General features: G+C 64.6%; 7 protein-coding genes. 4 read left to right on the top strand and 3 right to left on the bottom strand.

Features of this window, described 5'->3' with window-relative positions; translation table 11 throughout:
- Nucleotides 1–261 precede the first annotated feature (261 nt).
- Nucleotides 262–3768, top strand: a complete 3507-nt coding sequence (locus tag RhoFasB10_RS02220; RefSeq protein ID WP_068427720.1) for a DNA-directed RNA polymerase subunit beta — start codon at nucleotides 262–264, stop codon at nucleotides 3766–3768.
- A 97-nt stretch (nucleotides 3769–3865) separates the two neighbouring features.
- Complete coding sequence (locus RhoFasB10_RS02215; RefSeq protein ID WP_068427722.1) at nucleotides 3866–7822, top strand: DNA-directed RNA polymerase subunit beta'; 3957 nt, start codon at nucleotides 3866–3868, stop codon at nucleotides 7820–7822.
- 96 nt (nucleotides 7823–7918) lie between these two features.
- Here RhoFasB10_RS02215 and RhoFasB10_RS02210 read toward each other — a convergent pair whose 3' ends face one another.
- Entirely contained in the window at nucleotides 7919–8332 is a 414-nt protein-coding gene (locus RhoFasB10_RS02210; protein ID WP_068427724.1) for a VOC family protein, read from the bottom strand.
- Nucleotides 8333–8442: 110 nt separating this feature from the next.
- Here RhoFasB10_RS02210 and RhoFasB10_RS02205 point away from each other — a divergent pair, with 110 nt between their 5' ends.
- On the top strand, nucleotides 8443–10059 hold the full coding sequence (locus RhoFasB10_RS02205) for an alkaline phosphatase D family protein (RefSeq protein WP_068427726.1): 1617 nt from the start codon (nucleotides 8443–8445) through the stop codon (nucleotides 10057–10059).
- A gap of 54 nt (nucleotides 10060–10113) precedes the next feature.
- Here RhoFasB10_RS02205 and RhoFasB10_RS02200 read toward each other — a convergent pair whose 3' ends face one another.
- Both RhoFasB10_RS02200 and RhoFasB10_RS02195 read right to left on the bottom strand, forming a co-directional pair.
- Entirely contained in the window at nucleotides 10114–11688 is a 1575-nt protein-coding gene (locus RhoFasB10_RS02200; RefSeq protein ID WP_206030431.1) for a GMC oxidoreductase, read from the bottom strand.
- 168 nt (nucleotides 11689–11856) lie between these two features.
- Entirely contained in the window at nucleotides 11857–12222 is a 366-nt protein-coding gene (locus RhoFasB10_RS02195; protein WP_174551441.1) for a VOC family protein, read from the bottom strand.
- Nucleotides 12223–12367: 145 nt separating this feature from the next.
- Here RhoFasB10_RS02195 and RhoFasB10_RS02190 point away from each other — a divergent pair, with 145 nt between their 5' ends.
- Nucleotides 12368–12871 carry an SRPBCC family protein gene (locus RhoFasB10_RS02190; RefSeq protein WP_114328256.1) on the top strand — a complete coding sequence of 168 codons (504 nt, stop codon included), beginning with the start codon at nucleotides 12368–12370 and terminating at the stop codon, nucleotides 12869–12871.
- Nucleotides 12872–12909: the final 38 nt, after the last annotated feature.

The raw sequence follows: 12909 nt of genomic DNA, 5'->3' as shown, positions 1-12909 counted from the left end.
GCGACACGCCGCCGCCGAGCGCCACGCAGGTTCACATCTCGGGTGCTACTTTTGATGCCCCTGTTGCGCTCTGCGCCGATGTGGGGTACCTTTGGACGTTGCGCTGGCTGCCTCCTGTCCACCTCTCGATTGCTGTGTCTGCGAAGTCGAACTTCGAAGAGATTGCAGTGGGGATTCGGTCTTGGTTGTGACCAGTGAATTCGCCCCACATATAGCAAGCAGATACAGCGGCGGTCGCACTGCACGAGCGGCCCGCGTGAGGTGCTGGAAGGACGCATCTTGGCAGTCTCTAGCCAGACCAAGGCAGTTGTCGGAACACCGGGAGCCCCGAGGAGGGTTTCGTTCGCGAACATCCGCGAACCGTTGGAGGTACCCGGTCTCCTCGATGTACAGACGGACTCTTTCGAATGGCTGGTAGGCGCGCAGTCCTGGCGCGACCGTGCCGCCGCGCGCGGTGACGGTGAAGTCACCGGTGGTCTCGAGGACATCCTGACGGAGCTCTCTCCGATCGAGGACTTCTCGGGCTCGATGTCTCTTTCCTTCTCCGATCCTCGATTCGACGAGGTCAAGGCCTCGCAGGACGAGTGCAAGGACAAGGACATGACGTACGCGGCTCCGCTGTTCGTCACTGCCGAGTTCATCAACAACAACACCGGTGAGATCAAGAGCCAGACGGTGTTCATGGGTGATTTCCCCATGATGACCGACAAGGGCACGTTCATCATCAACGGCACCGAGCGTGTCGTCGTCTCGCAGCTCGTTCGTTCCCCCGGCGTCTACTTCGACCACACGGTCGACAAGACGACGGAGAAGGACCTGCACAGCGTCAAGGTCATCCCCGGCCGTGGTGCATGGCTCGAGTTCGACGTCGACAAGCGCGACACCGTGGGTGTTCGTATCGACCGCAAGCGTCGTCAGCCGGTCACCGTGCTGCTGAAGGCTCTCGGCTGGACCACCGAGCAGATCACGGAGCGCTTCGGCTTCTCCGAGATCCTGATGGCCACGCTCGAGAAGGACAACACCGCCGGTACCGACGAGGCACTCCTCGACATCTACCGCAAGCTGCGTCCGGGCGAGCCCCCCACGAAGGAGAGCGCGCAGACGCTCCTGGAGAACCTGTTCTTCAAGGACAAGCGCTACGACCTCGCTCGCGTGGGCCGCTACAAGATCAACAAGAAGCTCGGCCTGAACTCCGGCCAGCCGATCGTCGCGTCGACCCTCACCGAGGAAGACATCGTCGCGACCATCGAGTACCTCGTGCGTCTGCACGCAGGTGAGACCTCGATGACGGCTCCCGGCGGCGTCGAGGTTCCCGTCGAGGTCGACGACATCGACCACTTCGGCAACCGTCGTCTCCGCACGGTCGGCGAGCTGATCCAGAACCAGATCCGCGTCGGCCTGTCCCGCATGGAGCGCGTTGTTCGCGAGCGGATGACCACTCAGGACGTCGAGGCGATCACGCCGCAGACCCTGATCAACATCCGTCCCGTCGTGGCTGCGATCAAGGAGTTCTTCGGAACGTCCCAGCTGTCGCAGTTCATGGACCAGAACAACCCGCTGTCGGGTCTGACGCACAAGCGTCGTCTGTCGGCTCTCGGCCCCGGTGGTCTGTCGCGTGAGCGCGCGGGCCTCGAGGTTCGTGACGTCCACCCGTCGCACTACGGCCGCATGTGCCCGATCGAGACCCCCGAGGGTCCGAACATCGGTCTGATCGGTTCGCTCTCGGTGTACGCGCGGGTCAACCCGTTCGGCTTCATCGAGACGCCGTACCGCAAGGTCGTCGACGGCCAGGTCACCGACGAGGTCGACTACCTGACGGCCGACGAAGAGGATCGCCACACGCTCGCGCAGGCGAACTCGCTCGTCGACGATCAGGGTCGCTTCGTCGAGGACAAGATTCTCGTCCGTCGTAAGGGTGGAGAGGTCGAGTTCGTCTCGTCCGCCGACATCGACTACATGGACGTCTCGCCGCGCCAGATGGTGTCCGTCGCCACCGCGATGATTCCGTTCCTCGAGCACGACGACGCCAACCGTGCCCTCATGGGCGCGAACATGCAGCGTCAGGCCGTCCCGCTGGTGCGCAGCGAGTCGCCGATCGTCGGTACCGGCATGGAGCTCCGCGCTGCCGTCGACGCCGGTGACGTCGTCATCACCGACAAGACGGGCGTCGTCGAAGAGGTGTCCGCGGACTACGTCACGGTCATGGCCGACGACGGCAGCCGCAAGACGTACCGCATGCGCAAGTTCGCGCGCTCGAACCAGGGCACGTGTGCCAACCAGCGTCCGATCGTGGACGAGGGTCAGCGCGTCGAGGCCGGCCAGGTCCTCGCCGACGGTCCCTGCACCGAGAACGGTGAGATGGCGCTCGGCAAGAACCTGCTGCTCGCGATCATGCCGTGGGAAGGCCACAACTACGAGGACGCGATCATCCTGTCGCAGCGCCTCGTGGAAGAGGACGTTCTCACCTCGATCCACATCGAAGAGCACGAGATCGACGCCCGCGACACCAAGCTCGGTGCCGAGGAGATCACTCGTGACATCCCGAACGTCTCCGACGAGGTCCTCGCCGACCTCGACGAGCGCGGCATCATCCGTATCGGTGCCGAGGTTCGTGACGGCGACGTGCTGGTCGGAAAGGTCACGCCGAAGGGCGAGACCGAGCTGACCCCGGAAGAGCGTCTGCTGCGCGCCATCTTCGGTGAGAAGGCTCGCGAGGTTCGTGACACGTCGCTGAAGGTTCCTCACGGTGAGAGTGGAAAGGTCATCGGCATTCGCGTGTTCTCGCGCGAGGACGACGACGACCTGCCTCCCGGCGTCAACGAGCTCGTGCGCGTGTACGTCGCGCAGAAGCGCAAGATCCAGGACGGCGACAAGCTCGCAGGCCGCCACGGAAACAAGGGCGTCATCGGCAAGATCCTCCCGCAGGAGGACATGCCGTTCCTGCCCGACGGCACCCCGATCGACATCATCCTGAACACGCACGGTGTTCCGCGTCGTATGAACATCGGTCAGGTTCTGGAGACCCACCTCGGGTGGATCGGCAAGACCGGATGGAACGTGCAGATCGCCGCGGACGGCACGAAGCCCGATTGGGCCGACCGCCTTCCGGAGGAGATGCTGGCGGCTCCGGCCGACAGCAACATCGCCACCCCGGTGTTCGACGGCGCCAAGGAGCACCAGCTCGCTGGTCTGCTCGAGAGCACCATCCCGAACCGTGACGGCGAGCAGATGGTCGGCCCCGACGGCAAGGCCACGCTGTTCGACGGCCGCTCCGGCGAGCCGTTCCCGTACCCGGTGTCGGTGGGCTACATGTACATCATCAAGCTGCACCACTTGGTCGACGACAAGATCCACGCTCGTTCGACCGGTCCGTACTCGATGATCACGCAGCAGCCCCTCGGCGGTAAGGCCCAGTTCGGTGGTCAGCGCTTCGGTGAGATGGAGTGCTGGGCCATGCAGGCCTACGGTGCGGCATACACGCTGCAGGAGCTTCTGACCATCAAGTCCGACGACGTGGTCGGTCGCGTGAAGGTGTACGAGGCCATCGTCAAGGGCGAGAACATCCCCGAGCCCGGCATTCCCGAGTCCTTCAAGGTGCTCCTCAAGGAGCTCCAGTCGCTGTGCCTCAACGTGGAGGTGCTGTCCTCGGACGGCGCAGCCATCACGATGGCCGACGGCGACGACGAAGATCTCGAGCGTGCGGCAGCCAACCTGGGAATCAACCTTTCCCGCAACGAAGCTGCCACGGTCGACGACCTCGCCCAGTAGTTCTTGGTCCCCGGGCCTGCAGTGACGCGGGCCCAGGGGCGTTAGTTCTTGTTTTCGATTCGGCAGTACAACACCCATCACGGGGAAAGGAAGTTACGTGCTCGACGTCAACTTCTTCGATGAACTCCGCATTGGCTTGGCCACGGCGGACGACATCCGTAACTGGTCCTACGGCGAGGTCAAGAAGCCGGAGACCATCAACTACCGCACGCTCAAGCCCGAGAAGGACGGCCTCTTCTGCGAGAAGATCTTCGGCCCCACCCGGGACTGGGAGTGCTACTGCGGCAAGTACAAGCGCGTCCGCTTCAAGGGCATCATCTGTGAGCGCTGCGGCGTCGAGGTCACTCGCGCCAAGGTGCGTCGTGAGCGCATGGGCCACATCGAACTGGCTGCACCCGTCACGCACATCTGGTACTTCAAGGGCGTCCCGTCGCGCCTCGGTTACCTGCTCGACCTGGCTCCGAAGGATCTGGAAAAGATCATCTACTTCGCTGCCTACGTCATCACCTCGGTCGACGACGAGCTCCGCCACAACGAGCTCTCGACGCTCGAGGCCGAGATGGAGGTCGAGAAGAAGGCTGTCGCCGATCAGCGCGACGCCGATCTCGAGGCTCGCGCGCAGAAGCTCGAAGCCGACATCGCCGAGCTCGAGGCAGAGGGCGCGAAGTCCGATGTCCGCCGCAAGGTCAAGGACGGCGGCGAGCGCGAGATGCGTCAGCTCCGCGATCGTGCGCAGCGTGAACTGGATCGTCTCGAGGAGATCTGGAACACCTTCACCAAGCTGGCTCCGAAGCAGCTCATCGTCGACGAGCTCATCTACCGCGAGCTCACCGACCGCTACGGCGAGTACTTCACCGGCGCCATGGGTGCCGAGTCGATCCAGAAGCTCATGGAGACCTTCGACGTCGACGCCGAAGCCGAGATCCTGCGCGAGACCATCCGCAGCGGCAAGGGCCAGAAGAAGCTTCGCGCACTGAAGCGTCTGAAGGTCGTCGCAGCGTTCCAGGCCGGCCGTAACTCGCCGATGGGCATGGTCCTCGACGCCGTCCCGGTCATCCCGCCGGAGCTTCGTCCGATGGTGCAGCTCGACGGTGGGCGTTTCGCGACGTCCGACCTCAACGACCTGTACCGCCGCGTCATCAACCGCAACAACCGCCTCAAGCGACTGATCGACCTCGGTGCTCCCGAGATCATCGTCAACAACGAGAAGCGGATGCTGCAGGAGTCGGTCGACGCCCTGTTCGACAACGGCCGTCGTGGACGTCCGGTCACCGGACCGGGTAACCGCCCGCTGAAGTCGCTGTCCGACTTGCTCAAGGGCAAGCAGGGTCGTTTCCGTCAGAACCTGCTCGGTAAGCGCGTCGACTACTCGGGCCGTTCGGTCATCGTCGTCGGTCCTCAGCTGAAGCTGCACCAGTGTGGTCTGCCGAAGCTGATGGCTCTCGAGCTGTTCAAGCCGTTCGTGATGAAGCGTCTGGTCGATCTGAACCACGCGCAGAACATCAAGTCGGCCAAGCGCATGGTCGAGCGTCAGCGTCCCCAGGTGTGGGACGTCCTCGAAGAGGTCATCGGCGAGCACCCCGTGCTGCTGAACCGTGCACCTACGCTGCACCGGTTGGGCATCCAGGCGTTCGAGCCGCAGCTCGTCGAGGGCAAGGCCATCCAGCTGCACCCGCTCGTCTGTGAGGCGTTCAACGCCGACTTCGACGGTGACCAGATGGCCGTGCACCTGCCGCTGTCCGCCGAGGCTCAGGCCGAGGCACGCGTGCTGATGCTGTCGTCGAACAACATCCTGTCGCCTGCATCGGGCCGTCCGCTCGCCATGCCGCGTCTGGACATGGTCACCGGTCTGTTCCACCTGACGCGCCTCGATCCGGGCGCCAAGGGCGAGCACGTCGACGCCAGCGCCGACGCCGCCGAGTTCGGTACGTACTCGAGCCCGGCCGAGGCACAGATGGCCGTCGATCGTGGCGTGCTGACCGTGCAGTCGCAGATCAAGGTTCGGCTGACGCAGCAGCGTCCGCCGCGCGACATCGAGGCCGAGCTGTTCCCGAACGGCTGGAACCGTGGCGACGGCTGGACCGCCGAGACCACCCTCGGACGCGTCATCTTCAACGAGCTGCTTCCGGCGGACTACCCGTTCGTCAACGAGCAGATGCCGAAGAAGCGTCAGGCCACGATCATCAACGATCTCGCCGAGCGCTACCCGATGATCGTCGTCGCGCAGACCGTCGACAAGCTCAAGGACGCAGGCTTCTACTGGGCCACGCGTTCGGGCGTCACCATCTCGATCTCCGACGTGCTCGTGCCGCCGGAGAAGCCGCAGATCATGGAGTCGTTCGAGGCCCAGGCCGACCAGATCGAGAAGAAGTACCAGCGTGGTGCTCTCGACCACGCCGAGCGCAACTCGGCTCTGGTCAAGATCTGGCAGGACGCGACCGAGCAGGTCGGTAAGGCCATGGAGGCGCACTTCCCCGACGACAACCCGATCCCGATGATCGTGAAGTCCGGCGCAGCCGGAAACATGACTCAGGTTCGTTCGCTCGCCGGCATGAAGGGTCTGGTGACCAACCCGAAGGGTGAGTTCATCCCGCGTCCGATCAAGTCTTCCTTCAAGGAAGGCCTGACGGTCCTCGAGTACTTCATCAACACGCACGGTGCTCGTAAGGGTCTGGCCGACACGGCGCTTCGTACCGCCGACTCGGGCTACCTGACGCGTCGTCTCGTCGACGTGTCGCAGGACGTCATCGTTCGCGAGGTCGACTGTGGCACCGAGCGCGGCATCACCACGACCATCGCCGAGAAGCTCGCCGACGGCACGATGATCCGTGACGCTCACGTCGAGACCAGCACCTACGCTCGTACGCTGGCCGCCGACGCGACCGACGACAACGGAAACGTCATCGTCGCTCGTGGACACGACCTGGGTGACCCAGCCATCGATGCTCTGCTCGAGGCAGGCGTCACGACGGTCAAGGTCCGTTCGGTGCTCACCTGCACCACCGGCACCGGCGTCTGCGCCACGTGCTACGGACGCAGCATGGCGACCGGCAAGCTCGTCGACATCGGTGAGGCCGTCGGTATCGTCGCCGCACAGTCCATCGGTGAGCCCGGTACCCAGCTGACCATGCGTACCTTCCACCAGGGTGGTGTCGCCGGAGACGACATCACCGGTGGTCTGCCTCGCGTGCAGGAGCTGTTCGAGGCACGTGTGCCGAAGGGCAAGGCTCCCATCGCGGACGTGTCGGGACGCATCCAGCTCGAGGACGGCGATCGTTTCTACAAGATCACCATCATTCCGGACGACGGCGGCGAAGAGGTTGTCTACGACAAGCTCTCGAAGCGTCAGCGTCTGCGCGTCTTCAAGCACGACGACGGCACCGAGCGCCTGCTGGCGGACGGTGACCACGTCGAGGTCGGCCAGCAGCTCATGGAAGGTGCTGCCGATCCGCACGAGGTTCTGCGCGTGATGGGTCCTCGCCAGGTTCAGATTCACCTGGTGAACGAGGTCCAGGAGGTGTACCGGTCGCAGGGTGTGTCGATTCACGACAAGCACATCGAGACGATCGTGCGCCAGATGCTCCGTCGCGTCACGATCATCGACTCCGGCTCCACCGAGTTCCTGCCCGGTTCTCTGACCGAGCGCAGCGAGTTCGAGGCGTCGAACCGTCGGGTCGTGTCCGAGGGCGGCGAGCCCGCAGCCGGACGTCCGGTCCTGATGGGTATCACCAAGGCGTCGCTGGCAACGGATTCGTGGCTGTCGGCAGCGTCCTTCCAGGAGACCACTCGTGTGCTCACCGATGCGGCCATCAACACCCGCAGCGACAAGCTCATCGGCCTCAAGGAGAACGTCATCATCGGTAAGCTCATCCCGGCCGGAACCGGTATCAACCGGTACCGCAACATCCAGGTGCAGCCGACCGAAGAGGCACGTGCCGCGGCATACGCGGTGCCGTCGTACGACGATCAGTACTACAGCCCGGACGGCTTCGGCCAGAACACCGGTGCCGCAGTGCCGCTCGACGACTACGGTTTCTCCAACGAATACCGGTAGGCGCCTTCGGCGCACGTGAGTGCGAATGTATAGCCCGCTGTACATTCGCACTCACGACGAGAGCCCCGCATCCTGTGAGATGCGGGGCTTTTCGCGTTATCGGTGGCAGACCGCTTCGAGGTCGATACCGTTGAGATCCCGGACGAACGCGCCGTAGTACGACGCGTGGTACTCGGGCTGCAGGCCGGGCGGTCGCAGTTCGACGGCACCGGCCGCTAAAGCGGCGACGTGGAAGGCGTCGACGGTGTCGTGGTCGGCAGCGGTGAACGCAAGATGGGTGTGCGGACCGATCTGCGCACCTGGGGCGTCGACGATCCAGAAGAACGGTTTTCGGTCCGCCCATCCGAAGGCGATCATGGGGAGCTGGTCGGTGCCCGCGGGAACCCGCATGATCTCGGTGATGCCGAGGGGTGCGAGGGCTGCGCCGTAGAAGGCGGCGCTCGCGGAAAGGTCGGAGACGCCGACGTTGAGATGGTCGATCTGTGATCCTGAGCGGTCCGGTGTGGTCATGGAACACAGCATGCCGTCGATTGCGGACAACTACGGCCCTTCGTGATCGGTTCATGTGCACGTCCCCTCGATGACGGGTCCTGTTGACCGGCGTCCGAGAGCCTCGAACGATGGTGAGACGAGGAAACGACGTATCCATCGGCCGTGACATCTCCCTACGCGGGGGTTCGACGCGGCGACAGTTTCTGACGTGGAGCGCACTGGTCGGTGCGCTGGCGTTCACTCCTGAGCTGACTGGAATCCCCGCCGCGAACGCGCAATCGGTTGTCCCGCCGGACTTTCCGTTTCGACTGGGTGTTGCGTCCGGTGACCCGTTGCCCGACTCGGTGGTCCTGTGGACTCGGCTCGCGACGGATCCCTTCGCGCCGCTGGGTGGAATGAACCCGGGGGTCGTTCCGGTGCAGTGGCAGATCGCTGCCGACGAGAAGTTCGGGCGCATCGTCACCCAAGGTGTCGAGCTGGCTACGAAATTCGACGGCTGGTCGGTCCACGTCGACGTGGAGGGACTGGAGCCGGCCCGCGAATACTTCTACCGTTTCCTCGTCGGTGCACATGCCAGCACCGTGGGTCGCACGAAAACTGCTCCGGCACCGGGTCAGTCGCTCGGCCGTCTCGACTTCGCGTGGGCGTCGTGCCAGAAGTGGGAAGACGGATTCTTCGACGCGTACAAGGATGTGGCGTCGTCGAATCTCGATGTCGTGTTCTTCCTCGGTGACTACATCTACGAGTACGCGATCAAGGACGAGGGAGCGCGCGCAGGTAAAGCGCGGCCCGACTCCGCCGCACGAGAAACCATGGTGCTCAACGACTATCGCGACCGCTATGCCATGTACAAGGCCGACGAGAATTTGGCCGCGGCGCACGCGTCGGCGCCGTTCGTGACGACGTTCGACGATCACGAGGTCGACAACAACTGGGCGTCGCAGATCAGTCAGGACGACGACGATCCAAAACAATTTCTCCTCCGAAGAGCCGATGCCTTCAAGGCGTGGTGGGAGAACATGCCCGTCCGCGCAAATCTGAGACCTTCAGGCCCCGACATGAAGGTGTACCGGCGCTTCTCGTTCGGCGATCTGGTCGACTTCTCCGTCCTCGACACCCGCCAGTACCGCAGCGATCAGGCCAACGGCGACGGCGAGCACGCGCAGAACGCCGAGACCGCGGACCCGTCGCGCACCATCACGGGCGCCGAGCAGGAGCAGTGGATTCTCGACGGCTTCTCCTCGCCGTCGAAGTGGAATTTCCTTGCGCACCAGACTGTCATCTCGGATCTCGCACGCGGACTCGACGCCGACCGCAAGGTAGGAATGGATCCCTGGAGCGGGTACGAGGCGTCGCGCCACCGCATTCTCGATGGTGCACGCGACCGCGGAACGAACAACGTGGCGTCGATCGTCGGCGACATCCACCGCACGATCGTGTCGGAGCTTCGACGCGACTACCAGGATCAGGTGTCGCCGGTGGTGGGCGTCGAGATCGCGACGACGTCGATCGCGTCGGGCAAGGACGGTGCCGACGTCGACACGACAGGCGCCGCCATTGCACACGGCTCACCCCACGTGAAGTTCGGCAATGCGCGACGCGGCTACCTGCGTGCCTCGTTGACGCCGAGCGAATGGCGTTCGGAGGTACGGGTTCTCGACGCGGTCTCCACACCCGGCAACGCCGTCCGCACGGCTGCGACGGTCACCGTTCCGGACGGCAGCCCCGAGATCGACCTGCGCTGACGCACCCGTGCGTGGAGAGTTGGACCCCGATGCAACTATCCACGCACGGACGCGTCAGCGCCCATCGGCGATGATGCGAGCGACGTTGCGCTCCGCCAACGCGGTGATGGTGAGCGACGGGTTGGCCGCACCCGTGCTGCCGGGGATCAGGGCGCCGTCGACGACGTAGACGCCGTCGTGGCCCTTGACCCTGCCGTACGAGTCGGTGACGTCACCGAGCACCGCCCCGCCGAGCGGATGGGCGGTGAAGGTGTCGTCGACGTCGCGGGTGAACGGTTCGGCCGAGACGACGGTTCCGCCGGCTGCTGCCATCCGATTCTGTACTGCGCGTAGGGCTTCGACGGTGTCGCGGCTACCGCCCTTCGGCCAGGACAGCGACATCGAGTCGGTCGCGGCGTTGTAGGAGAAGTTCGCGCGCAGGGGATCGATAGTCATGCCGAGTGAGCCGAGGAATCCGAGGTCCCAGGGAACGCCGGGGACGTACCAGTTCTCGACGGTCAACGGAAGTCCCGACTCGTCGACGATGCGCGACGCACACGGCGCACCCTGCGGTCCGCCATTCGCGGGGCCGAGCGAGCGGGTCATCGACGCGTCGCCGTTGGTGCCGAAACCGCGGCCGACGAACTCGTTCAGGTTGCCGAGTGCGCCCGTCGCCTGGGCGCGCAGCAGCAGTTCCGTCGTGCCGATCGATCCTGCGCCGAGGACGAGCGAATCGCATGTGAGCGTTCGGGTTTCGACGACGTTGCCCTCGGGGTCGAGGCGTCGCACCTCGACGCGGTAGCGGCCACCCGATTCGGTGCCGATGGCGGCCACCTCGTGGCTGTGCGCGATGAGTGCGTTGCCGGTGCCCTCGGCTTGCGGGATGTAGTTCTGGGTCAGGTCGTGCTTGGCGCCGTTGCTGTTGCCGAAGGTGCTCGCCCCGATGGTCGCCGACGGACGCGACCGGCCGGACATCTCGTCGCGGAGGACGTTCCAATTCCAGTTGCCGTCGACGGGCTCGGGTGAATAGCCGGCGCGTCGGGCATGGTCGTCCCACGTACGAGAATGCGAGAAGTTGGGACTGTTGTAGATGTCGGCAGGCATGGTCGACGGCAGCAGCATCGAGCGCGCCTTCGGGTACCACGTGGCGGCCATCTCGTCGTACGAGAGGCGCCCGCCGAAGGACATGTCGAAGAAGCGCTTGTCGGGCGCGATGGTGACGCCGGTGTAGACGATGGATCCACCGCCGACGGCCGCACCACGCCACACCGAGAGGTTCTCGAAGCGCGTCGTGTCGAGCACACCGCCGAAGCGGTCGACGGGCCCCACGGGCATGCCCGTGATGTTGGTGAACGATCCCTGACGCCACAGACCACGGCCGTCGGCTGTCATGTCGGCAGTGAAGATGTCGCGCCACGGGTCACGTGGCCAGCGCAGGCCGCGTTCGAGGACGGTGACCCGACGCCCGGCCTGAGCGAGCCTCAGGGCAGCGGCACTGGCGCCGAAACCGGAGCCGACGACGATGACGGACGAGTGATCCGGCGGTCGAGGGGGATCGGCGAACAACTCCGGAACGAGGTTGCGGATCGAGCCGACGCCGATGGGGATCGCGCCGGCCCGGGACGCCGATACCAGCGGCGGTGCGGCCATTCCGACCAGTCCCGCTGCTGCCAGTTGAAGCAGTTGCCTGCGTTTCACGTGTTTCGTCCCCTGCACTCGACCCCGACCCGCCGGACATTCTTCCCTATCCGGTTGCCAAAAAGCGACCGTATGTCGGGAAAATGCTGGTTTCCGCTGGTCGAGCGCAGGTCGTGCGGACTAGCCCTTCGGTAGCTCCTGCACCGCCCACTTGTTGCCGTCGGGATCGGAGAAGTACACGAACTTCCCCCAGCCCTGGTCGACGACGGGATCGATCTCCAACCCGGCGGCCGTGAGGTGGTCGTAAGCCTCTTGCGCGCTATCGACGACGACCTGCATGCCCTCGACGCTGCCGGGTGCAGCTTTCGTGATGTTCTCGCCGATGGCGATCGAACACGCCGAACCGGGCGGGGTCAGTTGCACGTAGCGAATGTCGTCGGTCGGGCGCTCGTCGTAGTCGGCGACGAACCCGATGCTGGTGTAGAACTTCTTGGCCCGGTCCACGTCGGTCACGGGGATCATGATGAGTTCGATGCGAATGTCCACGATGTCTCTCCTCGGTCTCGATCGGTTGACGGGTCTCAGTGTGACCCGAATCGCGGACAGCTTCGGTCCTCTGTGTGCGGGGCGATGAATTTTTCGCTCGCGCCGGGTCGGAACCTGCGACGACGCCTACGAGAAGGAACGAGAAATGCACGACATCAACGACCCGGAACGCCTGTCCGTCAGCCGCACCGTCTCCGCGCCCCCGTCGACCGTGTTCGCCTTTCTGGCCGACCCGTCGAACCACCACCGCACCGAACCGACGGATTGGGTGCGCGACGCCATCGAACCGACCCCGATCACAGGCCCCGGCCAGGTCTTCCCCATGAACATGTACATCGAGCAGGCAGGGGGCCACTACGTCATTCACAATCTCGTGACGGTCTTCCAACCGAACCGCGCTATCGGGTGGTTGCCGACGACAGTGAACGACGACGGGGTGCTCGAGGCCGGCGGGTGGTGGTGGCGCTACGACCTCGCCGAGGACGGTGACGGCACCCGGGTCACGTTGACCTACGACTGGACCGACACGCCGTCGTTCGTCCGCGACCAGATCGGGGGCATGCCTGCCGTCCCGACCGAGTTTCTCGAACGGTCTCTGGCCTCGTTGGATGCGGCAATCGTCGAGGATCGTGAGGGTCTGCCCGCTTGACCTCCAGAAATATGCGCGACGCGTAACTCGTTGCCTCT

The organism is Rhodococcus sp. B10, assembly GCF_011770055.1.
GTDB lineage: Bacteria > Actinomycetota > Actinomycetes > Mycobacteriales > Mycobacteriaceae > Rhodococcoides > Rhodococcoides kyotonensis_B.
The sequence above is the reverse complement of the archived record's forward strand: the minus strand, read 5'-3'. Positions and strand labels throughout refer to the sequence as shown.

Bases quoted from the DNA above. Each gene is read 5' to 3' on its own strand.
- RhoFasB10_RS02190 (WP_114328256.1), top strand. From the start codon at position 12,368: ATGCACGACATCAACGACCCGGAACGCCTGTCCGTCAGCCGCACCGTC.
- RhoFasB10_RS02210 (WP_068427724.1), bottom strand. From the start codon at position 8,332: ATGACCACACCGGACCGCTCAGGATCACAGATCGACCATCTCAACGTC.
- RhoFasB10_RS02205 (WP_068427726.1), top strand. From the start codon at position 8,443: ATGGTGAGACGAGGAAACGACGTATCCATCGGCCGTGACATCTCCCTA.
- RhoFasB10_RS02200 (WP_206030431.1), bottom strand. From the start codon at position 11,688: ATGGCCGCACCGCCGCTGGTATCGGCGTCCCGGGCCGGCGCGATCCCC.